Source organism: Shewanella salipaludis, assembly GCF_012911865.1.
In the GTDB taxonomy this organism is placed as follows: Bacteria; Pseudomonadota; Gammaproteobacteria; order Enterobacterales; family Shewanellaceae; genus Shewanella; species Shewanella salipaludis.
This window is the reverse complement of the sequence record NZ_JAAXYH010000014.1, coordinates 77,004-101,596: the sequence shown is the minus strand read 5'-3', so window position 1 is coordinate 101,596 and position 24,593 is coordinate 77,004. Positions and strand designations below refer to the sequence as shown.

Sequence of the window (24,593 nt, the reverse complement as noted above, 5' to 3'; positions counted from 1 at the left end):
TATATCGTTGGATATTACAGCCAGGTCAGGCCGCATCAATATAATGGCGGTCTGACACCAAGTGAGTCAGAGAGAAGGTTCTGGCTTGCGTATAAAACCGTGGCCAAAAAAGGTTGACCACTACAGTGACTCAACATATCAATGCACCTCGAGTGCATCGGCACGACTGAAACACAAGTAAGCATCTTCCAGATTAGGGGCAACCGCCTTAGCTGCTGACGTAGGTTGCACATCGGCGACAACTCTTAACGTCAGCCCCAGACTGTGACGATCTACATCACACACCATGAAATCCCGTTCGAAAGAGGCTAACTCTTGCTCCGCAATGGGGACGGACCAGACTCTGTTCGCCATAGCGCCAAGCAATCTTTCCGGGGTGTCGAACACGGAGACATGCCCCTTATTCAACACCATAATCTGATCTGCCAGAGACGCAATATCGGATACTATATGACTGGAAAGAATCACAATTTTACTTTTTGCCAGGTCAGTCAACAGCTTACGAAAGCTCACCCGTTCGAGAGGATCCAGCCCCACCGTCGGCTCGTCGAAGATCACTATATCCGGCGTCCCCAGCAACGCCTGGGCTATGCCTACCCTTTGACGCATGCCTCCCGAGAAGGTTTTGAGTTGGCTATCCTGCACCTGAGTCAAATTCAGGCGCGCTAACAAGTCGTCGATCTCTGGCTCTATCTTCCTGTTCTCGACCCGCTTAACCGCCGCGAGATAGCGCAAGAATTGTCTGGGTGTCAGCTGCTCATATACGCCAAAGTGCTGGGGGAGCAGGCCCAATGTTCGCCTTATGACACCAGGATCAGCCGTGGCATTCTGCTGGCCCAGAGTAATCGCCCCCCGGCTAGGGCGTTCGAGTTGTGCAAGTAACTTAATCAGAGTGGACTTACCCGCACCATTGGAGCCCACCAACCCGGTAATGCCGGGTTTGAACACGGCGCAGGCCTGATCCAAGGCAACGACATTGTTGCCGTATTCCTTATGCAAACCATGAATTTCCAATCTCAGTTCTTCTTCGCGTCGAGAATTACTTTCCATATTATTGCCCCATACCACAAGTGAGACTCTTAACCTACATGGAAACAAAGGAACGGCTAAGTTGGCAGAAATGACAGTGTCCCGCCTGCTATCCCGCATAACTGGTACATCCTCTCGTCACATCGATTGTATTTACATTAACATTTTGATAACTTAACCGATTGAATCGCATCATTCAGGTTGATCCCCATGGGGGCTGGCAGTAGCTGTCATGGAGCGCGAGTACAAGGATAGGCATAACAAGGATATTAACGATGCAGGTAGCACAATTTTACGAACTGACCGACAAACTCGATGTTTGCAACAGCTTTGATGAACTTAAAGCTTGTTGTGAACTATTCTGTCAGTTAACCGATATCCCCTATTATCTGATCGGTATCATAGGCCAGGAGTCATCCTATGCACCAACCATACGCCTACTCTCTAACTATCCTGAAGAGTGGCTGGCACGCTATTTCAAAGAGGGCAAGCAACAGGCCGATCCCGTGGTTAAATATATTATCCAGCACCAGTCCCCCATACGCTGGGACAAATTAATTGCGTCCGATAATTTTAATTCTGCTACGGGTTTAAAGGTATTTAAAGATGCCGCCGAATATGGCTTATTCAATGGCATCAGCATTCCGCTGAAATCTTCTTCAGAAAATATTGCCGTATTCAGCATGGCCATAGGCAAAAGAACCGATGCCAATAGCATACTGGATAATGCCCAGATGTTCTGCCATACCTTTGCCACTCACTTATTCGAACGTTACCTGCTGATAGAGTTAAACAATACCTCATCGGTCAAGACCGAGTTAACCAAGCGGGAATTAGAGTGTTTGTTTTGGGCATGCGAAGGCAAAACAGCCTGGGAGATAGCGCAAATAGTGGGCATATCGGAGCGAACCATCCTCTTTCATCTGAACAATTCCACCACCAAACTGGGCGCAGTCAACCGGCAACATGCCGTCGCACTGGCGATAAAGAAAAACCTGATTAAGCCCAATATTTAATTAAGTCGACCTAGCTTTAACTTACTGAGGTTATCACAGACATACAGCCCTTTTCGGCGGGCATTTAATCTGATGCCATTACTGAATTGAGCACTGGAGAATATCTCCCACTCATCGGAAAGCAGCCTTATGGGCTGCTTATTGGGCAATCCCCGACCCAGGCCCAAGTGGTACACTATTTCATCCACTAAGCCCTCTTTCACCAGGCTGGCAGCGAACGCCACCGAGGTCACCAGGACACAACTCGTTTGCTTATTGACGTAACCTTGGCTCAGCAGAGTCTTGGCCTCGTGCAAGTGTGACATAGAGTAAGGGGGCAAATCATGCCCCAGGTTATTGGTGAGCTTGTTCAGCGACATGGGCATGGAGTGGGGCTGAGTCGCAATGAAGTGCGCCCCCTGAAACAAGTTCCGCAGATAATCCATTGCCCCAAATTCATGCTCAAAGGTATCCAATGAGCTTTCCCGCCCACATAGATCGGCAGAGGTAACACAGGTCACCCAGGGACGGCGCTTCTGCATATAGGTCTGCAAGGTCAGGTAAGATCGGATCTCCAGCAACCAGCTGGGCAAGGGTACTATGTCAACTGCCGCTGGAGACAACAAGGGTTGCGGCTCAAAAGGCGCACACAAGTGCGCATCCAACTGTGGAAACAGGATTTGCTTAATTTGTCCTCTTATCGCCACATCCAGCAACACCTGGGAATCGACAAACAGCGGATTGGGGGGGGATGACAAATAGAGATCGGCCGCCTCGCCATAGACGTCAATATCCTCGAGTAAGGCATCGAGTCTTTCACCGTGCATGCTGCCTCTGATCGCCAGCACCCGGCCATTACGGCACAACATCCATCCGACTCCGGCATTGGGCGATATGCTCGATGCCTTGTCCAGTACCAGCGCCATATAATGGGAATGATCGACCCCATCATGCTTTCCAATCATCATGCTAAACCACATCGAATAAGATAATCACTTGGCAGATTATAGCCAGAGCATGACGAAGGCATCACTGTCAGATATGACTGGTTACCGGATATTAACTGTCAGTTTTTACAGTTGTATTAATTCAATTTTAAGCTAATTAAAGGTGCCATATTCCCAGACTGTAAAATCTGATAGCTGAACAAGAACGAGCTCTTTGAATAGGATTTGAGTCCATCAAAAGTCAAATGAGGCTCAAACAATGAGAAATATACAAATCATCAAAGACCACAACATTTCGGATAACAAGAATGCTCCATTATTGGAAGAAATGTTCAGGCTGAGAGGGGAAGTTTTTAACAAAAGACTCGGATGGGAAGTCAAGATCTCAAATGGTTTGGAGAAAGACAACTTCGACAAACAAACTCCAAGCTATATTACAATGAGCAACAATAAAAATAACATAATAGGTTGTTGGAGAGCCTTGCCTACAACGAACAAATACATGCTGAAAGATGTATTCCCACAATTATTGAGAGGGGAAACACCTCCAGAAGACAGCAATATATTTGAAATCAGCCGCTTTGCCATAAGCAAAAACAGAGACGGCAAGAATATGGCCATTGCCAGTGAAGATACCGCATCCCTGGTTCGTTCTTTCTACACTTTCGCCATAGAAAACAACATCACAGACTATGTGCTGGTCACCACTGTCGCCTGCGAGAGAATATTAAAATACTTGGGCGTGACAATGCGCAGAATGGGAGATGGGAAATCAATGCAAGTAGGAATAGAAAAATCTGTCGCGTTGTGGATAAAAGTCGATGACAACTTGAACATAGCCCAACACCACTAGTACTCCAACCTCCCAGGGACATGGGGCCAACACTTATGTTAAGCTAGTCTGGCCTCTCCCTCCCCCACACTCTTGCAGCTATATCTCTGTACCAATAATACTCATAAAAACCGCAAAATTGTATCCCCCTTTAAAAGCAAATAAACAATACAATATTAAAACACCATATTAATTGGTATAAAGAAATAGATTAACAAGCCTTAAATTAAATAGATAACATTCCATGCAACATTATTAATCCAAGCACCCATGCGCAACAAGAAAACATAGATCAAGATAGCAACTGGCATCAGCCATAACCATACCCTGCGGAACAGCACTAATTAACACCATACCTCAATACACTGCTTTCCCATCCCATGCAGGGAACCCCTCCCGAATAGAAACTTAAAGCAACTGCCTATGCATATAAGACAGAGTCAGAGCGGGAACAGGCACACGGCTCCCGCAGTTGATCAACTTGTCTTGAATGGTAACAAGAGTGGTTCCGCATCCATTAGCGACTCCTGCTGCATGGCTTCATTGTCTTGGTAGCGACTAATCAAGGCACTGCGCACCCATAGACTCACTATCGTCAAGACTATTGCCTTGGCTTCGAGGCTGGACCCCGCATTCTCAGCCACCAGGAAGAGATTGCCTGAGCCTGCAATATACACCCCCAAGGCAATGGCCGTAGGCCAGACGCTGATGTTATCCACCGCCAATCCCGCCATGACATAGCTGACCCCAATACAGATCAGTGGAAAGTACACAAATGCGGTCAAGTAGGGAGACTCGACATTATAGTAACCCGTCACATGCAGAGGAATAAAACATATGCCTATGAGCAAGCCGATAAAAATCGGCGCCTTGTGTATGCCCATCAACGCAGCCAACTGACGATAAAGCACGCCTCGCCAACAGGCTTCAAAGCCTACGACAAAGATCAAACTGGCCAACATCCCGGCAATCACCATGGTTAACATGATATTAATGGTAAACAGCAGATATCCCTGAGGATCATTACCCAGCAGCAATGCAACACCATAGGGCGATACCTCTTTGGCTGTTATGTCAAAGTAATAGGCCTGTACATTCAACTGCCCAAGATCCCATAGATACAACACGGCTTGTTCGGCACCCAGCAACAAAAGACCCGACAACAGCCCCAAAAGCGTCCACTTCAGGCTCAAGGAAGTCAAACTCCGGCGCATGATGCGCCTGGCTGTGCCGCCGTTGAGCAAGCAGGCTATGACAGGTACCCAGAGAGTAGCGAACAATAACCAGAGCCCTATTCCCGAGTATTGAAAAAAATAAGCACCGAGCTGCGTCGCAAAGCTCAGGGCAATGACTGTGGCTATGAGTAGGTTGAACTCTTTAATTGATAATTCCATCACTGCCTCCTCAAGCGATAACAGACTGTAATTTTGGCCAATCGATCTGCCTATACACCTGACTGAGTGGCAGCTGAATCGCATCTTTGGCGGCCTGCCAATCCTTCCCCTTGGCACTTAAGGTGCAATATTCATCGTAGTAAAAGCCTATGCTGCCATCCGCTTGTTTCTGTTCCTCGATGAAATCTATGGATAGCTCCAGCAAGTACTCCAACTCCAGCTCTTTGATATCGGGAAGATGCTGTTCGAGTGTCTTGAGTACGGTCAAGGCCAAAGGCAGGTTGTAATCATGCAGCAATCGCAGTACCTGACCACAGCCGTAAGCAGCAAAATGTTGTAAACTAGACCCTTCCTGCCAGATATCCTGTAGATGTGCAGCCGCTAACCGAAATGCCATTCCGGCAACCAGCATGGTGTGATAATGCTTGACCCAAGTCTGGAAGCCCTGACTAGACTCCTGCAGCAGCTCGAAACCATCCGGGGTTCCGGGACCCGGCACTATGCAGCCATCGAGTAAGTTTTTCTCTACCAGTTCCAGCGCGTATTGCAGATGCCACTTCTTGCATAGACCCGTAAGTATCAGGCACATCAGCAACTCCAAGGCCAGATCCAGATTGTTATTCGCCATATAGCGTACAAACAAGCCTTCCAACGCCTGTAGATGTGAGCGATCAAACTCGGGATTCAATCCCAGGAAATCTTGCCCCTGTTGCATCCCCGTCAAATAAAATATGTTATGGGTCAAGGCATAAGCCTGGGTTTCATCGGCCATGATGAGATCCGGCAGTCTCCGTATATTGGTAAGAGCCATGACGTCATCTGCCGCATAAGGCATTTTCGCCAAGTCGTAAATGCGGGCAAAGAACAAATTATCCAACAATCTGAAGGGTGGCATTTCAATTGAGCGTAAGTGCCTGGATTGATAAGTACTTTCAAAGTATTGATCCAGCTTGCTATTACTTCTTCCAAGCGACTTAGCTACCGCAACGGGAAAAGCATACAAGCCATAAGTTGCCGGATTACGGTGAGCCAGCTCAAGATAAGCCGGTGACGACAAGACTTGCCAATAATGTTGCTGGAGCAGAGTCGGACCAGAAAAAGCCGGATATTTATCTGCAACATAGAGATATAAACCAGCCTCGCCGAAGGCTTTACGGCGATAGTCAATCGCCTTGGGGCTGTCTGCCACTGTTGGTGTGAAGCATTCAACATGCTCATCTAACCATTGGTTGATATTGCTTATTCTTTCACCCAAATAGTCCCTGGCCACCTGTTGACATCCAAAATCATGTTTTTGCATACACCTTCCCTCGACAAATAAAATAAATGCTATCTCATACCTGAAGTTAATTAACTGTTATATTTACCAGCTAATGCTGAAAATTTAAAAAAACTGCAACATCTATCAGGTTTATCAACTTCTTATTGAAACTCAACCTGAAATCAAATTCACTCTAGAAAACCTACAAGCATCAGAATTAATACATTTGACAAAGAATAGACATCGAATGACTACCTGATACTTCTTGCAGTTAATCAACATAAAAAAATAGTGAATGATTGAGACACTTGAAAATCGGAGAAAGCAAATGACTTGCGTTAATCACTATCAAAACTTTATCAATGACAGGATTAAGGGCATAGACCTGTGGCTAGATAACCACAAAGAGTTCTTCAATCCATATAATATTTCAGATAAAGATACGACGTTCCTCTACCGGAAATCATTCTGCGAGTATTCACTTTATTTATATGTGTGCGATAAGCACGGGATTAAAGACAAGAGCCATGAACTGAAGACACAATTCCTGGACCATCTGAACGATGACAGGTTTCTTCAACTAGCCAAACGCCACAGAGAACTGTTCCTGGCATTCGGCTTACCCATAGCCATAGCGAAACACCTCTATGGTGTTACGCCGTCACTAAGCGAATACTTCACCAAGGAGCTGAACTCACAGCACTCCCGCTCTCTCGAACTGGTACCTTTCAGGATGATGGATTATGTGTTCGCGGCCCAGATATTCGGTGACATAGAGCACATATTCCCGGTGAAAAAGCTTAGCAAGATGTCCAATTACTACCGCCTTCCAGATCCTATTCTGGCGGATGAGTCACAGGCTTATGCACTGACACACAACATATTTTATCTGACAGGCATGCAGAGAAAGGCAGATTTTTTAGCCCTGAATGTTGATTTCGACCACGGGGTTAACAAGGTGCTGGAGGCCCTGTTGCTGAAGTATATCGCCAAGAAAGACTTAGACTTATCTCTGGAATTGCTGGCTTCTCTGGCCTTGATTGGACACTGTAAGAAATGGCATATAGAACTGGTGTTCTCGGCAATAACTCAGTCCATGGAGAATGACGATGTGATCCCGGGGCCAGTGGGGCGTATAGGAGATGATGTAAAGGAATTACATGGTGATAAGTTCCATCATTGGGCAAAGAATTATCACACCATGCTGGTTGCTGCCATGTGTCTACGTATTATCAACGACCAACTGTCAGACATAACAGCTGACGAAAGCATATTCGACCTAGGTACACTCAATTCGCTTGGTCACATGCAAAGGCTCGCTGCCGAGTATAACCTGCCTTTATTACTCGCATTATTTAACTCCATTGAAAATGAGGGCGAAATAATTAACAGCATGGGACTCGGCCATATAGTCAACAACACAAAGAACTTTATCGACTCCCAGAGACGGGAAGATAACTACCTGGGTTACTTTCATGATGAGAAAGGCAAACACAAAGAGAATCAACACAAATTCGAGAGTTCAGTACTAGAGTCCATCAAAAAAATCGACCGGTGCATCAATTGGAATAAACTGACATTCAATGAGCACTAAGATAACAGGACCAGAAAAATTACCTTAATTATTCTGAGCCGTAAACCTAGCGGTAATTTTAAATAAGTTATATCAACAAAGGAGCAAGACCATGCAAATGAACTTCGAAACCCAAGGCGTTAACTTCGTTGCCTTAACCGACTATGTCCTCATCTATGATGCCAAAGCCATCGGCGATCTGACTGCCGCGGTCAACAGCGATCTGATGAACGTACTGGCCGAAAAACTGGACCCCAGCATCCTGGATGCCGCACACCAGGCCGCCAGCACTGTCAGCGACATAGCCAACAGCGTTTCTACCCTTAGCTAATCACCCCATAACAGGAGCAAGACCATGCAAATGAACTTCGAAACCCAGGGCGTTAACTTCGTTGCCTTAACCGACTATGTCCTCATCTATGATGCCAAAGCCATCGGCGACCTGACTGTCGCGGTCAACAGCGATCTGATGAACGTGCTGGCCGAAAAACTGGACCCCAGCATCCTGGATGCCGCACACCAGGCCGCCAGCACTGTCAGCGACATAGCCAACAGCGTTTCTACCCTTAGCTAATCAACCCATAACAGGAGCAAGACCATGCAAATGAACTTCGAAACCCAGGGCGTTAACTTCGTTGCCTTAACCGACTATGTCCTCATCTACGATGCCAAAGCCATCGGCGATCTGACCGCCGCAGTCAACAGCGATCTGATGAACGTATTGGCCGAAAAGCTGGATCCCGCCATCCTGGATGCCGCGCATCAGGCCGCCAGCACTGTCAGCGACATAGCCAACAGCGTTTCGACTCTAAGCTAAATCCCCCATGCATGAATCGGCGGCGTTTGCCGCCTTTATTTAACAAGGAGCTTCACTTGAAAGGTACTACTTTTGAAATCAATGGCGTACACATCTACTCCATGACCAACTACTACTTCATAGTCAAAACCGAAGAAATAGATACTATCACTTCAGTGCTCAACCATGATTTATTGGGGCACCTATCTGATAAGATCGACCCTTCCCTCCTGGAAATAGCCAACAACGTATCAGATATTATCAGTTCGACGACAGTCGCTTAATACCTGCTGCAGCGATAAAAGCAAGACGCGCTTGTCGCCCCAAACCTGATCATTATGGGGCGACAAACACTCACACTAGCGCCATCCCCCCTGAAGAGACATGCCAAGTTATTTCAAGAACGGATGGATAAATCCCGTCAGCCGCAGTTACGGCCGGCTCGATCTCCGGCCATAGATGCACACCACCTATTGATATTTCCCAATGCCGAGGCTTAAGGTCTCCCGCGATGACGGCCGAGCGGCTCTGATGAAAATCACATAATAGAGCAGGCTGGCGACACTCCAGGCGATGGCCAGGCTGGTGAGATCGTGGGACAGGAAATGGGCCCCCCTCAATTCTTGACCCATGGCGAATACCAGCCCCATTCCCAAACCAAGGGCGAAACCACGCCAGCGCAACCTGGGCACACAGGCCAGGGCGAAATAGTACAAGGCAATCCAGGCGAAGCCGCCACTGGAATGGCCGCCGGGAAAACATTGGCCGAATTCGGCACCGAGCGCCAGCGGCTCAAGCAGGCTGCTATAGGCAAACTTGCCGCCAAAATCGGTCAAATCCCAGGGACAACTGATATGGCTCAGATTTTTTCCTATTCTAACCAACACCAGAGTCGTCACCACACTGGCGAGCAAATACCAGAGGCCCCGCCGAAACGGCCTCATGGTTGCGCTGAAATAGCTGTCTATCAGGCCGGCAATCACGGCCAGCCCCAAGAAGATCACCAAATTCCGCCCACCAGAATGGATCAGGGTATCTGTCCACCAGGCATTTCTCAGCGGCCAATGCGTTACGCCACCCTCGAGCCTGAATAACCATTGGGACAATGCCATATCCAAACCAAAGACTTCCAACCAGGCCAGCAGCAACAGAAATACCACCAGAGGCAATCCCAGATGAAAGGCAAACCAAGATGGCTGGCATTCACAGCCGAAGGAGACATTTTTCTGCCACATGGCAGGCTTGGGATACACATTTTCCATAAAGCGCCAACAACCCCGGCATCATAAATACAATGATTAATTATGGCTGCCCATTCTTATGACAAACTTAAAATATGGCGGCCAAACACTGGCAGGGCTTTGGCCTCAGCTTGGCCAAAGTCCAATGTGTCAGGCCCGGCGTCCCAGCCATTTACCTCAAAACCCCACAGCGGCATCTCGGTCAAGGAGGGATAAACTATAATTTAAGAGTCAAACATGATTGATGAGGTGTAATTATGAGCATGTCGACACGATTAACTAACTACCTCAAAGATAAGAAGGTGGATTACGAACTGGTGCAGCACACTCACAGCCTCAACTCCCTGAGTTCGGCCATCGCCGCCGATGTGCCGGCGATGCAGGTAGCCAAGGCGGTGATCCTGGAAGATCACGAGGGCCGCAAGCTCATGGCCGTGCTGCCGGCGATCAACAAGATCAGCCTGAGCATACTCAGTGACAGCCTCAACCGGGGTCTGCACCTGGCCAAGGAACAAGCCGTCTATCCTATGTTCGACGACTGCGAACACGGGGCCATTCCCCCCGTAGCTGCCGCCTACAACATGGATGTCGTCTACGACGATCTCCTGCTCCAGTCCAAAGACATCTACTTTGAGGCCGGCGATCATAGCCACCTGGTACACGTAAGCCACAAGGACTTTTCTAGGTTAGTCAGCGGCGCCAAGCACTTGAGATTCAGCCACGAAGTATTCCACTGATCTCTTGCCTGAGGTTAACAGAAGCCAGCAACAGCAGCCCATGCACTAGCGGGCCGCTGTTGCATTCATTCCCGGCTCGCTGCCGCCCCGGGAGAGGCCCCCTTCGGCCCGTGAATGGACCCTGCCATAAATACCCACACAGATTGACACGATTTTGTGTATTTAATGCACTAGATCAAAACAAGGTAAAAAAAACTGACTAAACTGAATCTTGGCCAAGCTCTTGATCAAACTATGGTTCAAGCTATAGATAAAGCTATGGCTCGAGCTGTAGCACGGCGGGGTGAGCCGCCCGATGTCTGAATCGAGCGATAGCAAAATCGCCCAGCCATCATCATTGAACGACTGACGTTACCAAGGGAGCCGGGAACATGAAGCGCACATTATTATTGGGACGCATGGGCAGAATAGCTGCTCTCCTCACTTTGCTTGTCCTCTTCGGTTGCAGTGACGGTAAAACCGGTCCTGCCGGCCCCGCTGGCCCTGAGGGTCCGGCGGCACCGCCTCCCATCGAAGTCTCCGAAAATCCGACCGCCTTGGTGCCGACTGTCACCTCGGTCACTATCAATAGCGCGCCCGTCGTCGAGTTCAATGTGGTCGATCAGGATGGTTTGCCCTACGTCGACCTGCCCTCCATCCGCTTCACCTTGGCGAAACTGCTCCCGAGCAAGAATGGTGACTCCAGTGCCTGGCAAAGTTATATCAACAGGACCGAGGCACCCAACGGCGTCGGCCCTGGCACCCAAGAGACCATACAAGCCACGTCCGACAGCGGCGGCACCCTGGAAAACCACCAGGATGGCAGTTACACCTACACCTTCGGAACCGACATCACGGCGATCACCAGCCCCCTGGCTGTGGTCTATGAACCTGAACTGACCCACAGGCTGGGCATGCAACTCAGCGGCAACGATCAACCCGTCGCCAACACAGTGTTCGACTTTCGTCCTGCGGATGGCGAAACCATGGGCCTGGACAGCCGGGAAGTCGTCAAGATTGAAAACTGTAACTCCTGCCACGGCAAGCTAGCGCTCCACGGTGGTGGACGCATAGAGACCAAGCTATGTGTGACCTGTCACAACCCTGGGTCGACGGATGCCAACAGCGGCAACACTGTTGATTTCAAGGTGATGATCCATAAGATCCACAGAGGTGAAGCGCTTCCCTCCGTCGTCCAGGGGGGAGAATATGCCATCTATGGTTTCAGGGATACCAAACACGACTATTCAGACGTGGTCTTACCCCAGGACATTCGCAATTGCAGTAAATGCCATGACGCCAACGATGCGGCGACCCCGGAGGCCATAGGCTGGCAGGAGCGGCCAACTATCCAGGCCTGCGGCTCCTGCCATGACGACGTCGACTTCGCCAAGGGCGTCGACGGCGGCCATCCCGGCGGCGTGATGACAGACAATGCCGATTGCACCGTCTGCCATAAGGAAGGGGGCTTCGCCGGCAGCGTTGTCGCGTCCCATGCGACCCTGAATGCCGATGCCGCCAAAGATTTCAAATGGAATATCCTGAATGTCAGCAACACGGCGCCGGGAAATTTCCCGACCGTGACCTTCTCTGTGGTCAATCCCAACCAGGATAACGCCAGCTACGACATCAAGACCCACCCGGCATTCTCGGCCAATGCCCGTCTGTCTATCGATCTGGCCTGGGATACCAAGGATTACCACAACACGGGTTCGGGTTCCGGCGCGGCAAATGTCATCTCCTTCAACGCCCTGACGACTGCGGTGGCCAACGCCGATGGCAGCTTCAGTGCCACCTCGACCGTGGCCCTGCCGGCGACGGCGGTTGGCACCGGCGCCGTCGCCATAGAGGGACGTCCCGCAGCCGACTTCGACGGCGACAATGTCTACAGCGACAGGTTGCCGGTGAAGAGCGAAGTGGGCTTCTTCCCCATCACAGACTCGGCCGCGATCCCCAGGCGCCAAAGTGTGGATAACGCCAAATGCAACAATTGCCACCAGCAACTCAGCCTGCATGGCGGCTCCCGCAACGGCGAAGTACAACTCTGCGTCATGTGCCACAACCCCAATAACACGGATATCAGCAGACGTCCGGCCGATCCCGCCATGGCACTCGACGGGTTGAAGGAACGCTCGATCGACTTCAAACGCCTGATCCACGGCATACACGGTGCCGCCAAACGCGAGAATGACTTCATCGTCTACGGCTTTGGCAACTCGGTACACAACTTCGGTGAGGTGAGCTTCCCCGGCATCATCAGCAATTGTGAGACCTGTCATGTCGACGAGGCTTACAAGCTGCCGCTGGCACCCGGCGTGCTGGCTTCGACCCTGGATACCGGGCCACTGTTGGCGGATCCCAGCGATGATGTCAATGTGAGCCCCAGCGCCGCAGTCTGCTCCTCCTGCCATGACTCCATCCTGGCCAAGGCGCACATGACCCAGAATGGCGGCGCCTCCTTCGATACCAGCCAAGCGGATATAGATAATTTCAGCGTGATCGAAACCTGCCAATATTGTCATGGTGCCGGTGGTATCGCGGATGTCAAAACCGTGCATAAAATCCAATAACTAAAACGGAGAGGTTCGGGGCTGCTCCATGGCCCCGAACCGAATTTCAGGGGATGATATGGTTAAGTCTTCATATAACAGATTGCATTCATTTAGGTATCTTAGGTTGGCGCTGCTTTCCTGTTGCCTCCAACTGCCGCTTGTCGCCATGGCGGATGCCGCGGAGCCACAGGCGTCCCCGGTATCGACCCTGGAGCTGAAACAGGCGGCCGACTACTCCAAGGACGGGGCCGACACTTGCCTGGGCTGCCACGACGAAGACTCGGCTTTCCCCGTGCTGAGCATTTTCAAGACCAAGCACGGCTCCAGGACAGATCCCCATTCCCCCCTGGCCCAATATCAATGTGAGAGCTGCCACGGCCCAGTGGGCGAGCATGGCAAGAAGCGTCTCAGGAAAGGCGAAAACCGCGAGGCGATGATCACCTTTACCAGGGGCAATGAGATCCCCGTCGCCGAGAAAAATGCCATCTGTAGCAGCTGCCATGAGCAACTGGATAAGCGTCATTGGGCGGGCAGCAGTCACCAGACCGGCGAGGTCGCCTGCAGCGATTGCCATAAGATACATGTGAAAGAAGATCCCATCCGCCTCAAGCAACTGCAAGTTCAGGTGTGCGGCAGCTGTCACCAGGCCGAGAAACTGGCGAGCAAACGTTTCTCGACCCACCCGCTTGAATACGGCCAGATGGGCTGCACCGACTGCCACAGCCCCCACGGCTCGAACGCTGACAAACTCCTGGTGGCAGATACCATTAACGATACCTGCTTCGGCTGTCATGCCGAGAAGCGTGGCCCCTTTGCCTGGGAACACGAACCCGCCAGCGAGAACTGCGCCCTCTGCCACAACCCCCATGGCAGCAATCAGCCGGCCATGTTGACGCAGAAGGTGCCCTTCCTATGTCAAAACTGCCACAGTTCCGCGGGGCATCCCAGCCTGGCTCAGGACAGCAGCAGGTTAAGCACGCCTTATGCTTCTTCCTCGGCATTACTGCTGGGCAGGAGCTGTACCAACTGCCATAGCAGTATTCACGGCAGCAACCACCCCTCGGGAAGTCGATTTCAACGGTAATAGATGACGCTATGACGCAGCATTCATTAGGCAGGATTTTATGAACAAAATAATCTGCATACCCAAGATAACAGTGTTAATCATGAGCGCGCTGATGCTCACTTGCCTGAGCCAGGCCCGGGCCCAGGGTCTGGGGTTCGAAGGCGACAAGCGCGCCGAGGTCAAGCTGGAGGATTGGCAATGTGAATATTGCCCCAAGCCGGAAGTCTGGGACATGAGTCTGGCGGTCCATTTTGGGGTAACCGACGAGGAGGTTTACCGCTTCGCCAACTACACGGGCCTGGACCGGCAATCCCAGCTGTTTTTCAGCGGCGATATCAAGATGCAGACTGAGGATGGCCACTACTGGAGCACGCATTTTCGCAACCTGGGACTGGATTCGCTCGCACTCGACTCTGCCTATGGCAAACAGGGCAGCTACCGGCTCGGCGTAGATTATCTGGCCATACCCGTCCGAAAATATGCGCATCTGCTGACCCCCTACAGCAACAAAGGCGGAATGTTACAATTGCCCGGCGATTGGCCAACGAGTGCCGATGCCAGAGATTTCGCGGATCTGAGCCTATACCGGCCCCTGGCAACAGGCACGGACTGGAAGCGCCTGGGGCTGGAGCTGAGCCTCAATGAAGACGACGACTTCAGCTTCGACAGCCGTTATCAGCGCTGGCATAAGACGGGCACCCTGGAATATTCGGCGGCGCAGCTGCTAAACGCCAGCTACCTGCCCTTGCCTGTGGATCAGACCATCCAGGATTTAAGCGCTTCGATGAGCTATAACAGGGAGTCTTGGTTGTTGTCCCTCTCGGCGGCATTTTCACGCTTCGACAACGAGCTCGATAGCCTCAGGTTCGCCAACCCCTATGAGCCCCTGGCCGCTGGTGCCGACAGCGGCCAGTTAGCCTTAGCGCCGGATAACAACGCCCTGAAACTCACTCTCCACGGCCAATACAGATACGCCAGAGACTCTTTCGTCAAACTCAACTATGTCTTTGGCAAACTGACCCAGGATCAGGCCTTCGTGCCCTACACGGACAATGCCAACTTGCTCACGGCCCTGCCGCAGACGGATCTCGAAGGCAAGGTCAATACCTCGGATCTGACGGCACAGCTCAACCACAGATGGGATAGGGCCTGGGCGGTCAGAATAAAATACCGTTATCGTGAGCGTGACAATAAGACGGCTCCCCTGTTGCTGCGCCCCGTCATCTCGGACTTGTATGTCGCCGACGCACTCATGACCCTGCCCTACGACTACAGCACGAGATCCGCCAGTGCGACCCTGGAGTACCGGCCGATGGCGGGGCATTTGCTGAACTTGGGTTATAAGAACGAGGAAAAAGAACGTAACCTGCAAGCCGTGCATAACACCAACGAAGCCGGCTTCAACGCCAATTATGCGGCGACCTTTTCCCCCGAATGGATGCTGAAACTCAGTGGCGAGCGCCTCAACCGCGACAGCAGTACCCCGGAGCGACTGGACTTCCTCGGGGTCGAGGAGAATCCCCTGATGCGGCGCTTCAATGTCGCCGACCGGCAGCAAGACAGCGCCAGGCTGCAGCTCTTTTACACGCCATCCGAGCAAGTGTCCGCCACTGTCTCGGGGCAATATTCCCACCAGGACTATGTCGCCAGTGAACTGGGGCTGAAGGACAATAAGCTGCACAATGCCAACCTGGACCTCAGCTGGCACCCAAATGAGACCTTCGATATCAGCCTCTTCCTGCAACAGGAAGACATAAAGACCCGCCTGGCCGGCAGCGACGACTTTTCCGGCCCGCGCTGGCAGGCACGCAATCAGGACAAGATCACCAGCTATGGTATCAGCCTGGCGCTGCGCAAGTTGCTGGACGACAAGTTGAGCCTGTTCATCAATTTCGACCGCGCCGATGCCCATACCTATATCCGTCTCGACCAAGCCGGAGGGAGCGATGCCTTGCCGACGATCGCCAGCCTTTGGAGTCATGGAGAACTGAAAATGCTCTATCAATATTCCACCCATACAGAGCTGAGCTTCAGCTACCAATACCAGGCTTTCGACAGCGCCGATTTCGCCATAGATGGCGTGACACCGGGCAGCCTGCCCAACCTGCTCACCTTCGGCACCTCGAGCAACAACTATAATGTCAGCTATGGCTTAGTGTCTGTCGGTTATAAATTTTAACCAATATGCCCTAGAGGCTAAACCCGAGGAATCATGATGAAAACCTTACTCCCCCTGCTCGTCCTGCTGTCTTGCAACGTACTGGCCAACGATTTACCCGAACACATTGCCGTCTGTGCCGACTGCCATGGCGATAAGGGGATCAGCAGCGAGTCGGATGTGCCGACCATTGCCGGCGCATCGGATGTGTTCATTTCAGATTCACTGTTCGCCTACCGCGAGGGGGAACGTATTGCCGTCGAATCCAAATACCGTCACGGCGATACCTCCCGTCCCGCCACCGACATGCAGAAAATCGCCAAGGAGTTGAGCGAGGAGCAGATAGCCGACATCGCCGGCTATTTCTCGCAACAGAAATTTATCGCGGCCAAGCAGTCATTCGATCCTGGATTGGCCGCCCAGGGTGAGAAGATCCACACCATCAAGTGCGCCAAGTGCCATGAAGATGGCGGCAGCTCGGCTGACGATGATGCCGGCATACTGGCCGGGCAATGGACGCCCTACATGAAGCAGGCCTTCAAGCTCTATCGCAGCGGCGAACGTGTGATGATCGACAAGATGAAAGTCAAGATGGAGCAACTCGATGACCAAGAGGTCGAGGCCCTGCTGCATTACTACGCCAGTCAACAATGAACACCAGCCAACAGCAATGCCTGGCATAAGCCGGATAAGGAACCGCCATGGGCACAATAAGAACTATGTGGCAAAGGCTCTGGGTCGTGAGTCGCAAAAAATGGATGTTGGGATTGCCCCTGGGGGCATTGCTGATGTTTGGCGCCGGGATTATCTTCTGGGGCGGCTTCAATACGGTGCTGGAACTGACCAACACCGAGGCCTTCTGTATCAGCTGTCATGAGATGGAAGATACTGTGTATCAGGAGTACAAGGAGACGATACACGCCAAGAACAATGCCGGCGTCAAGGCCTCCTGTCCCGACTGCCATGTGCCCCGGCCCTGGATCCATAAGATCGCCAGGAAGATACGCGCCAGCAACGAGCTCTATCACAAGTTGCTTGGCTCCATAAATACGCCGGAGAAATTTGAGGCGAAACGCGCCGAACTGGCACAGCATGTCTGGGATACCATGAAGGCCACCGACTCCAGGGAGTGCCGCAACTGTCATAGCTTCAGCGCCATGGCACTGGAGACCCAATCCAAACAAGCCAGGAAGAAACACGATCCCAAGCGACTGGCCGAGCGGGGAGAGACCTGCATCGATTGCCATCAAGGCATAGCCCATAAGCTGCCGGAAGATGTCTGATCCCGGGCGGCTTCAGATGCGGCAGAGCGCGGCCAAGGCGTACGCTTAGCTAAAGCCTCTCGCCGCAACTCCTTTCGCTGTAAACCCTCTCGCCGTAAACCTTAGCCCAGCAAGCCATAGATGATCGCCGCCGCGACTGTGATGAAGATGACCCCTATGATGCCGTCTATGGCAGGCATGAACCTCTCCAGGCCCAGCTGCACCCTGGGCTTGGACAAGACCAGGGCCAGGAAACCGAACCAAGCCAGCGACAACAGCAGCAACAGGAGCGCCGCCGCCATCTTGGTATCGGCCTTGACCTCTGGGGTGATCAAGGCCGAAAACAGGGTTAAAAAGAAGACCATCGCCTTGGGATTGAGCAAGTTGGTATAGAGGCCGGCGAAGAAGCCCTGGCGGCGGCTCATGGGCCGAACATGGGCGTGAGGCGCAGGCTGCCCGGCATGCTCAGCCGCGGCGGGGGTCTTAACCTCGGCAGATGAGACCCGGCGCACCACAGAGTTCAGGGCGCCAAAGCCCATCCAGGCGAGATAAGATGCCCCCCCAAGCTGCACCGCCAGATACAAGAAGTGCGAGCTCTTGATCAGCAGGCTGACCCCGGTCAGGCTGAGGATAGTATGCACCAGGATAGCCAGGGAAATGCCGACCGCGGTCGCGAGCGCCGTGCTCCTGAGTTGCTGGGTGGCGATTTTGACCATGATGGCAAAGTCCGGCCCTGGGCTTATCAGGGCGAGGCTGTGGATCACCCCCAGGGTAAGCAATAACGACAAATCCATAACGACTCCGGTTAACTGGTTATCCCGACCCGGGATAGCCGGCGGGGCAATATTGCAGCTGTATCAGCACGAGCATGTGCATGTGCAGCATCCAAGATGAGACAGAGTATCCCAGAGACGCGCCGCCCGGGCTTGTATTAAATTGCAGCCATGTCCCGCATCTGCCAGCGCGGCATAATCACAGCATGCGTTGCTGAAACTGCCTGGGCGAGACCAGAAAGGCCTGCTTGAACGCCTTGTTGAAGTGACTCTGATCGAAGAACCCCACCTGCTGGGCCACCTGGCCCACCCTGTCCCCTCGCATCAGGGACTTCTTGGCGTATTCCAACCGCAGCCGTTTGAGGTAGGCGTGAGGCGTGATCCCTGTGCTGTGTTTGAACTGGCGCAAAAACTGGAACTTACTCAAACCCACCTCGGCGGCCAGCGTCTCCAGCTGGTAATTTTGCCAGGGTTCATCATGGAACTGCTGTTTGCACAGGGCGAGCTGCGACTCGGATAAACCCGATGCTCTGGATGCCTGCCGCAGTGGCCCGCCCAGGTGGCGCTGCAATGTCAGCTGCACGAAGTTGAGCAGATGGGTTTGCGCCGCCAGATTGGAGCAGTGCCCCTGGGTCAGGAGCCAATGCAAACGAATGAAATATTGATACAGCTGTGGGTCTTCGACCATGGGCGCCTGGAAATGGACCAGGCCCAGGCCCAGCTCCCCGCTCAGCGCCTGCATCATGCTGTATGGGAGCGACATCACCTTGACATGATAGCCCTCTTCCCCGAGGCTCTGACCGTCATGGGTTTCATCCGGATTCAGGGTCGATATCCCCTGTTGCCCCAGCCGGTAACTGCTGCCTCTGTGGATGAAGCGCTGGCCGCCGCGGGTCACCACCCCAAGGTGGTAATCCAGATGCACATGCTTATCGAAACTGAACTGCCGCAGATCTGCCTGGCTCAGCGCTATGCCTGCGAGCCCAGGGTGGTGCCAATAATCTATGTGTTCTGTGTGCATGGCAGTATGAAATAACGACATTTATCCCATTCTAACGCCCAAGACGAATGGCGGAATAGTAAATAATTGCAGTGCGCCCGATATGGGGATGCGGCCCACATGCAACCTACATCACGGCGCCTGATGCCATGAGCCGCCTGGCGGCATCCTTCGGCGTTTCTGTTGCTATAGTGAATAAAGTCGTCCGCAACGAGAGAGAGGCCGAAAGATGGAGATGATTTTTCATCAAATAAGAACCGAGCAAGGCTGCCAGTCTTATATGCTGGGCTGTCGGCGGCAGTGTGCGGCCATCATAATAGATCCTGAGATCAGCCAGCTGGCGCACTACCAGGGGCTGGCGTCCCAGGATGGGCTGACACTCAAGTACCTGCTCGATACCCATACCCATGCGGATCATTTCTCCGCCGGCAAGCGCATGGCGGCCAAGCTGGGGGTGCCGTTGGTCATGCATGACCTCAGCCCGGCCCCCTTCGTCGACATTCGCGTCGACGACGGAGAAATGCTCCTGGTGGGGGATCTCAGGCTGAGGATAATGCACACCCCGGGCCATACTGCGGACTCCATCTGCGTCATCATGGAAGACAGGGTCTTTACCGGCGACACCTTGCTCATAGGCGGCACAGGCAGGACGGATCTGCCGACCGGCGACCCTGAGCAACTCTACGACAGCCTGTTCAACGCCCTGCTCAAACTGGATCCGGCGCTCCTGGTCTACCCGGCCCATATCTACTCGGAGCGGACCCACTCGACCCTGGGCGAGGAAATCGCCACCAATCCCAGATTGCAGAAAAAACAGCGCGATGAGTTTGTCTCCCAGATGCGGGCGCTGGATCTCAAGATGCCGACTCACCTCACCGAAGCCCTGCGCACCAACCTCAGCGGTGGCAAGACGGTCAACCAACTCATCAACGAGGCGGCCCAGAAAATTTCCTTCATGTCCCAGGCCGAGGTGTTTCAGCGTATCCAGTCGGCGACGGCGGATCTGCTGCTGCTGGATGTGCGTGAGCGGACGGCCTTCGATGCAGGCCATATTCCCGGTGCCATTAACATTCCCAGGGGGCAGCTGGAATTGCGGGTCAACGAGCTGCTGCCGGATCCCACCAAACGCGTCCTGCTCTATTGCGAGTTCGGCAAGATATCCACCCTGGCGGCGGCGACACTCAAGGACATGGGCTTCAATCACGCCATAGCACTCGATTCCGGCATCCGCAGCTGGCAAGCGAGTGGCTATCCCCTTGAGACCGGCGCTTAACCCTGCCCGGCCGACATCCTTGTCAGCAGCCTCATTCGGCTGTGGTTTTTTTCTTTCTCTTTTTGGTGCGCTCGACTACCTGGGCCTGGGCCTTGAACGCATCGACATTATGCAGCCCATAGTCCTGCTTCATGCTCTCGCTCATATAGAAGTCCGGCTGGTATTCCTTGTCTTTCCACGCATACCAAGGTTCGGGTTTTACCCCTTCATATTCGATGATGGTCACGGCACCGCCCGGCATCTTGCCGGCATTGGAGGTGTGACTCTCGATATGATCATGGTTAATCCAGATCCCCGGGTTGTCCATGCGGGCGATGACGTCCATGCGTCCCCCCTGAGGCACATACACGACATCGGCCAGATAGGGGCTGTCCAACGGCAAGCCATCCTTATGGGTGACCAGCACATCGTGACCATGCATGTGATAGGAGACATCCGAACTGACCGCATACAGGCGCAACCGCACCACATCCCCTTCCTTCACCCTCAATGGCTGGGTGATGGGGAACGACTTGCCATTGATGGAATAGTAGTCATTCTTGTCGGTCGGATGTCCGCCCTTGCCATACTCCATCGCCACCTTGGAGTCCCAGCCGGAGAACATCAACAAGGCTTCCTTGGTGACTTCTTTCTCTATCTCCGTCGGTTCCTTGGGATCGACCACCATGGGCCCCCACATGCCGCGCAGGCCCACATGCTCGGGCACATTGACATGACAGTGATACCATAGGCTGCCCGGCCTACCTGCGATGAAGTCATATACGAAGGACTCGCCGGGCTGGATGGCCAATTGGGTGACGTTGGGCACCCCATCCATCTTCCAGCTATTCATCTGATGGGTGCCATGCCAATGCACAGTGTGCGCCAGGGTGGTGTTGTTTTGCACCGTCACCAACAGGCGATCACCTTGCCTGGCGTGGATCAGTGGCCCCGGCACCTGGCCATTGAAGGCCCAGACCTTATTCTTGAAGCCGGGTGCCACCTCCACTTCCATCTCATCTATGGTCATCTGGAAGCTCAGGGTTTCCGCCTTCAGTGAATGGCTCGCCAGCATGACCAATACCAGCCCAAAGATCTTCAGTGTTTTATTCATCAAGAGCTCTCCTTAGCGCAACAAACGCTTCTGACATAGGCGACGAGATCTTTAATTTCCTCGTCCGTCATGTTGGCATCCCAGTTCGGCATTAGGTTGGACTTGCTGACTGCCTTACCGCCTTCCTTGATGGCCTTAAAAATATCCGCATCCGTGCGGGTGATCATTTCCTGGGTGTCTGTGTGATCTTTAGGCAATACGTCCATGGTGGCGGCATTAACCCCCCAGCCATCGCCATTCTTGCCATGGCATTGGGTACAATAGGCCCGGTACAACAATTCGCCGTTGCCGACGTCTGCGGCATGGGTGTTTACCGCACCGAACAGGGCCAGGAACAACGCAGTAAAACTGAGTAATTTCATCTTCTTCACTCCTATTGGGTGTTGAGCGATATGGTATTGAGATAGTCCAGCAACTTCTTGATTGAACTGTCATTCAAATGCCGATTGGGCATCAGGGTCTTGGGATCCCACAGCTCGGGCGAACGTATGTACGAGGAAATGTACTCTGGCTGCAATCTGTCTATCGCAGTGTACAATTCGGGTCCCGACACGCCGCCGTAAGCATCGCCGCCCTGGTGACAGGCGCCACAGCCCTTGAACTTGTGAAAATCATTGTCACCCAAGGTCTTGCTGATTTTCCCCGGGGTCATATGCTCCCTGGCGAGCAACTCAGACTTGGGTCTTTGCTGCATCAGGTATGAGGTCAGCAGTTTCGCCTGTTCGGCATTCACGGCCGGGTGTTGCGGCACCGCACTCTCATCTATCACATCGCCATCATCGGTAACCTTGACCCGATTCAGGAAGAAATGGCCACCTGATCTGATGTTGCTGGGCGCAACCAACCACTTCTGCAGCCACTGCGCATTGAATTTGTTACCCGCATAGAAAAGGGTCGGCGCCTTCTCTTCCAGGCGTTGACTCAAGCTGATGTTGCTGTTGTCCTGCACCGAATGGCAGGCAACACAACTTTGGTTGAACAGGTCCCGGCCCGCATCTGAGGCATGGCTGGCGAAGTTAAACGGCAGCAGCGCCAAGGTGAGCAACTTCAGTGTGAAGCTTGGCTCTTTCATAGATTTACTCCATTTTGATAAGCGTCCCTGCTTATGAAAATATCAACATGCCGATACCCTGCCCGTCGCGGCAGCTATCCGGCCTGTGCTCAGCCGATCTACAGCACCAGATTGCCGTTTCTCCCTTTCTTGGGATCGGCATCGGGTTTATTCATCAGTACAGTGATGGCGCCATTGAGTGCAGACTTCATCTGATGGTCGACCAAGGCATTGTTCGAGGAGCGGCCTTCCGGGCTTATCAGATCGGCTATGACACCGTGAGCCGGGGCAACATTGATGGTTTGCATGCCGTATCTGACATTCTTGGGGTTGCCATTGTCCCAAACCTTGTCCCAGATCCCGGCAATGGGGTGGAAGGCGGAGCTTTCGTTGATTTTGGCATTGACGAAGAAGATCCGCACCCGCTCACCCGGCTTGGATTCCAATACCATGGAGGCATTCTGGTCGTGCACAGGATCATAATGGAATTGCTTGCCGTTGATTAGCGCCCCTTTCCATTTGTCGTTATTGGTTCTCTCGCTGGGCGTCGCGTCGTCTTCAAACAGATCCCCTTCGACTATCACGTATTCCCGATCCGGCTTGGGAAATGCGTCGCTGTAGCCTTCTTTGGGGTCGACTATGATGACGCCATACATACCACGGGAGATGTGTTCCGACATGGCATCGGCGCCACAGTGATAGATGAATACCCCAGGGTATTTGGCCTCAAACTTGAAGTCTTTTTTCCTGCCGGGACGCACGCCTTGAAATTCATCCAGCACATCGACTATCGCGGCATGGAAATCCATGGAGTGGGACTGTTTATTGCCTTTCTCGTTCAGCAAGGAGAAATCCACTGTATCCCCCTGGGTGACACGCACCACGGGGCCGGGAATGGTCCCGCCGTAGGTCCACATCTTATTCTTGGTGCCGGCGTTATCCACGACCACCTGCTTCTCGACGACCGACATCTCGACTCTGACCACCTTGGCGGCCGCCGTTTGGCTGCCGAGCAGTGCCAGAGACGCCAGAATGCCTGTGGTTAGTTTTGCTAATTTCATGTACATCTCCCGTATCGTTTTTTTTCGGTTCACCCCCGCTATAACAAGAGTCATGCCAGGCGTGCTGCGTCCGCAAAAAACCAGCAGGAATGCGCCCTGCCGCCTGTCACTGGCCGGACAACAGCGCCGACATGCGTCCATATGACGCCGCACAAAAAGACCCCTGCGCGTCATAACGACTCGCGATAAATGAACCTGGGAGGAAATGCCATGGCAGCGATCGGCGCGCATAAACGCCGGAGAAAGCCTAAGGCGCGGGGTTTGAGCAGAGTCTGACCCGGGCGGGCTTGAGGGGCCAAAGAGACAGGGGGCCACCAGGGAACAAGTGACAGGCTCGCCGATATTACCCCGGATAGCAGCCCGAGAGTCACGACCCAGATCAAAGTTTTAGCCATTGAATTACAGCAACTTACCTGGGGTGCGACACAATGTCGCAAAGCGGAATAAACCCATTGAATACTCGGGCCATAAGTGAAGAATCGCCTCCAAAATAAGGCTGTAAGCAAATTAAGAGGTGATC

At 52.7% G+C, this 24,593-nt stretch carries 25 protein-coding genes; 14 read left to right on the top strand and 11 right to left on the bottom strand.

The genetic code is table 11. The features are described from left to right. Positions 1-138: 138 nt before the first annotated feature. Positions 139-1,050: an ATP-binding cassette domain-containing protein gene (locus HC757_RS16065; RefSeq protein WP_169565393.1), complete on the bottom strand. Its 912-nt coding sequence runs from the start codon at positions 1,048-1,050 to the stop codon at positions 139-141. 254 nt (positions 1,051-1,304) lie between these two features. Between HC757_RS16065 and HC757_RS16060 the strand changes: the two genes are divergently transcribed. Beyond that, positions 1,305-2,045 (top strand): LuxR family transcriptional regulator, encoded by a 741-nt coding sequence (locus HC757_RS16060; protein ID WP_169565392.1) that lies wholly within the window; start codon positions 1,305-1,307, stop codon positions 2,043-2,045. Here the strand turns inward: HC757_RS16060 and HC757_RS16055 are convergent. After that, positions 2,042-2,992 (bottom strand): hypothetical protein, encoded by a 951-nt coding sequence (locus HC757_RS16055; RefSeq protein ID WP_169565391.1) that lies wholly within the window; start codon positions 2,990-2,992, stop codon positions 2,042-2,044. The genes HC757_RS16060 and HC757_RS16055 overlap by 4 nt on opposite strands. A gap of 238 nt (positions 2,993-3,230) precedes the next feature. Between HC757_RS16055 and HC757_RS16050 the strand changes: the two genes are divergently transcribed. Continuing rightward, a complete protein-coding gene (locus tag HC757_RS16050) occupies positions 3,231-3,824 on the top strand; it encodes an acyl-homoserine-lactone synthase (RefSeq protein ID WP_169565390.1) in 594 nt (197 codons plus the stop codon). 455 nt (positions 3,825-4,279) lie between these two features. On the opposite strand, the gene HC757_RS16045 is transcribed toward HC757_RS16050, so the two are convergent. Then, positions 4,280-5,197, bottom strand: coding sequence for a hypothetical protein (locus HC757_RS16045; RefSeq protein ID WP_169565389.1), 918 nt, complete (start codon positions 5,195-5,197; stop codon positions 4,280-4,282). A 10-nt stretch (positions 5,198-5,207) separates the two neighbouring features. Beyond that, positions 5,208-6,497, bottom strand: a complete 1,290-nt coding sequence (locus tag HC757_RS16040) for a DUF6895 family protein (protein ID WP_169565388.1) — start codon at positions 6,495-6,497, stop codon at positions 5,208-5,210. A gap of 289 nt (positions 6,498-6,786) precedes the next feature. On the opposite strand from HC757_RS16040, the gene HC757_RS16035 reads away from it, so the two are divergent. From HC757_RS16035 to HC757_RS16015, 5 genes are all read left to right on the top strand, one after another. Continuing rightward, positions 6,787-8,052: a DUF6895 family protein gene (locus HC757_RS16035; RefSeq protein WP_169565387.1), complete on the top strand. Its 1,266-nt coding sequence runs from the start codon at positions 6,787-6,789 to the stop codon at positions 8,050-8,052. Positions 8,053-8,143: 91 nt separating this feature from the next. Next, a complete protein-coding gene (locus tag HC757_RS16030; protein WP_169565386.1) occupies positions 8,144-8,362 on the top strand; it encodes a hypothetical protein in 219 nt (72 codons plus the stop codon). A gap of 24 nt (positions 8,363-8,386) precedes the next feature. Continuing rightward, positions 8,387-8,605, top strand: a complete 219-nt coding sequence (locus HC757_RS16025) for a hypothetical protein (RefSeq protein WP_169565385.1) — start codon at positions 8,387-8,389, stop codon at positions 8,603-8,605. Between the two features lie 24 nt (positions 8,606-8,629). After that, a complete protein-coding gene (locus tag HC757_RS16020; protein WP_169565384.1) occupies positions 8,630-8,848 on the top strand; it encodes a hypothetical protein in 219 nt (72 codons plus the stop codon). Positions 8,849-8,904: 56 nt separating this feature from the next. Then, positions 8,905-9,111 (top strand): hypothetical protein, encoded by a 207-nt coding sequence (locus HC757_RS16015; RefSeq protein ID WP_169565383.1) that lies wholly within the window; start codon positions 8,905-8,907, stop codon positions 9,109-9,111. 186 nt (positions 9,112-9,297) lie between these two features. Here the strand turns inward: HC757_RS16015 and HC757_RS16010 are convergent, their stop codons facing one another. Next, entirely contained in the window at positions 9,298-10,089 is a 792-nt protein-coding gene (locus HC757_RS16010; RefSeq protein WP_244623582.1) for a phosphatase PAP2 family protein, read from the bottom strand. Between the two features lie 236 nt (positions 10,090-10,325). Between HC757_RS16010 and HC757_RS16005 the strand changes: the two genes are divergently transcribed. From HC757_RS16005 to HC757_RS15980, 6 genes are all read left to right on the top strand, one after another. Continuing rightward, positions 10,326-10,805 carry an aminoacyl-tRNA deacylase gene (locus HC757_RS16005; protein ID WP_169565382.1) on the top strand — a complete coding sequence of 160 codons (480 nt, stop codon included), beginning with the start codon at positions 10,326-10,328 and terminating at the stop codon, positions 10,803-10,805. 371 nt (positions 10,806-11,176) lie between these two features. Then, positions 11,177-13,354: an OmcA/MtrC family decaheme c-type cytochrome gene (locus HC757_RS16000; RefSeq protein WP_169565381.1), complete on the top strand. Its 2,178-nt coding sequence runs from the start codon at positions 11,177-11,179 to the stop codon at positions 13,352-13,354. Positions 13,355-13,502: 148 nt separating this feature from the next. Further along, positions 13,503-14,420, top strand: a complete 918-nt coding sequence (locus HC757_RS15995) for a DmsE family decaheme c-type cytochrome (RefSeq protein WP_169565380.1) — start codon at positions 13,503-13,505, stop codon at positions 14,418-14,420. 40 nt (positions 14,421-14,460) lie between these two features. Further along, complete coding sequence (locus HC757_RS15990; RefSeq protein ID WP_169565379.1) at positions 14,461-16,581, top strand: MtrB/PioB family decaheme-associated outer membrane protein; 2,121 nt, start codon at positions 14,461-14,463, stop codon at positions 16,579-16,581. A 36-nt stretch (positions 16,582-16,617) separates the two neighbouring features. After that, positions 16,618-17,214 carry a c-type cytochrome gene (locus tag HC757_RS15985; RefSeq protein ID WP_169565378.1) on the top strand — a complete coding sequence of 199 codons (597 nt, stop codon included), beginning with the start codon at positions 16,618-16,620 and terminating at the stop codon, positions 17,212-17,214. 47 nt (positions 17,215-17,261) lie between these two features. After that, complete coding sequence (locus HC757_RS15980; protein WP_425313982.1) at positions 17,262-17,843, top strand: NapC/NirT family cytochrome c; 582 nt, start codon at positions 17,262-17,264, stop codon at positions 17,841-17,843. A gap of 101 nt (positions 17,844-17,944) precedes the next feature. Here the strand turns inward: HC757_RS15980 and HC757_RS15975 are convergent, their stop codons facing one another. Together HC757_RS15975 and HC757_RS15970 are read right to left on the bottom strand one after the other, a co-directional pair. After that, a complete protein-coding gene (locus HC757_RS15975) occupies positions 17,945-18,616 on the bottom strand; it encodes a LysE family translocator (protein WP_169565377.1) in 672 nt (223 codons plus the stop codon). 178 nt (positions 18,617-18,794) lie between these two features. Continuing rightward, positions 18,795-19,637 (bottom strand): AraC family transcriptional regulator, encoded by an 843-nt coding sequence (locus HC757_RS15970; protein ID WP_244623581.1) that lies wholly within the window; start codon positions 19,635-19,637, stop codon positions 18,795-18,797. A gap of 193 nt (positions 19,638-19,830) precedes the next feature. Here HC757_RS15970 and HC757_RS15965 point away from each other — a divergent pair, with 193 nt between their 5' ends. Next, positions 19,831-20,868, top strand: coding sequence for an MBL fold metallo-hydrolase (locus tag HC757_RS15965; protein WP_169565376.1), 1,038 nt, complete (start codon positions 19,831-19,833; stop codon positions 20,866-20,868). Positions 20,869-20,899: 31 nt separating this feature from the next. Here HC757_RS15965 and HC757_RS15960 read toward each other — a convergent pair whose 3' ends face one another. The 4 genes from HC757_RS15960 to HC757_RS15945 all read right to left on the bottom strand — a co-directional run bounded on the left by HC757_RS15960 (position 20,900) and on the right by HC757_RS15945 (position 24,073). Then, entirely contained in the window at positions 20,900-21,961 is a 1,062-nt protein-coding gene (locus HC757_RS15960) for a multicopper oxidase domain-containing protein (RefSeq protein WP_169565375.1), read from the bottom strand. Continuing rightward, positions 21,961-22,323 (bottom strand): c-type cytochrome, encoded by a 363-nt coding sequence (locus HC757_RS15955; protein ID WP_169565374.1) that lies wholly within the window; start codon positions 22,321-22,323, stop codon positions 21,961-21,963. Before HC757_RS15955 ends, HC757_RS15960 begins: the two co-directional genes overlap by 1 nt. An 11-nt stretch (positions 22,324-22,334) precedes the next feature. Continuing rightward, the gene (locus HC757_RS15950) at positions 22,335-23,033 is read right to left on the bottom strand and encodes a cytochrome c family protein (RefSeq protein ID WP_169565373.1); all 699 of its coding nucleotides are present in this window, start codon (positions 23,031-23,033) and stop codon (positions 22,335-22,337) included. A gap of 98 nt (positions 23,034-23,131) precedes the next feature. Further along, positions 23,132-24,073 (bottom strand): multicopper oxidase domain-containing protein, encoded by a 942-nt coding sequence (locus HC757_RS15945; protein ID WP_169565372.1) that lies wholly within the window; start codon positions 24,071-24,073, stop codon positions 23,132-23,134. Positions 24,074-24,593: the final 520 nt, after the last annotated feature.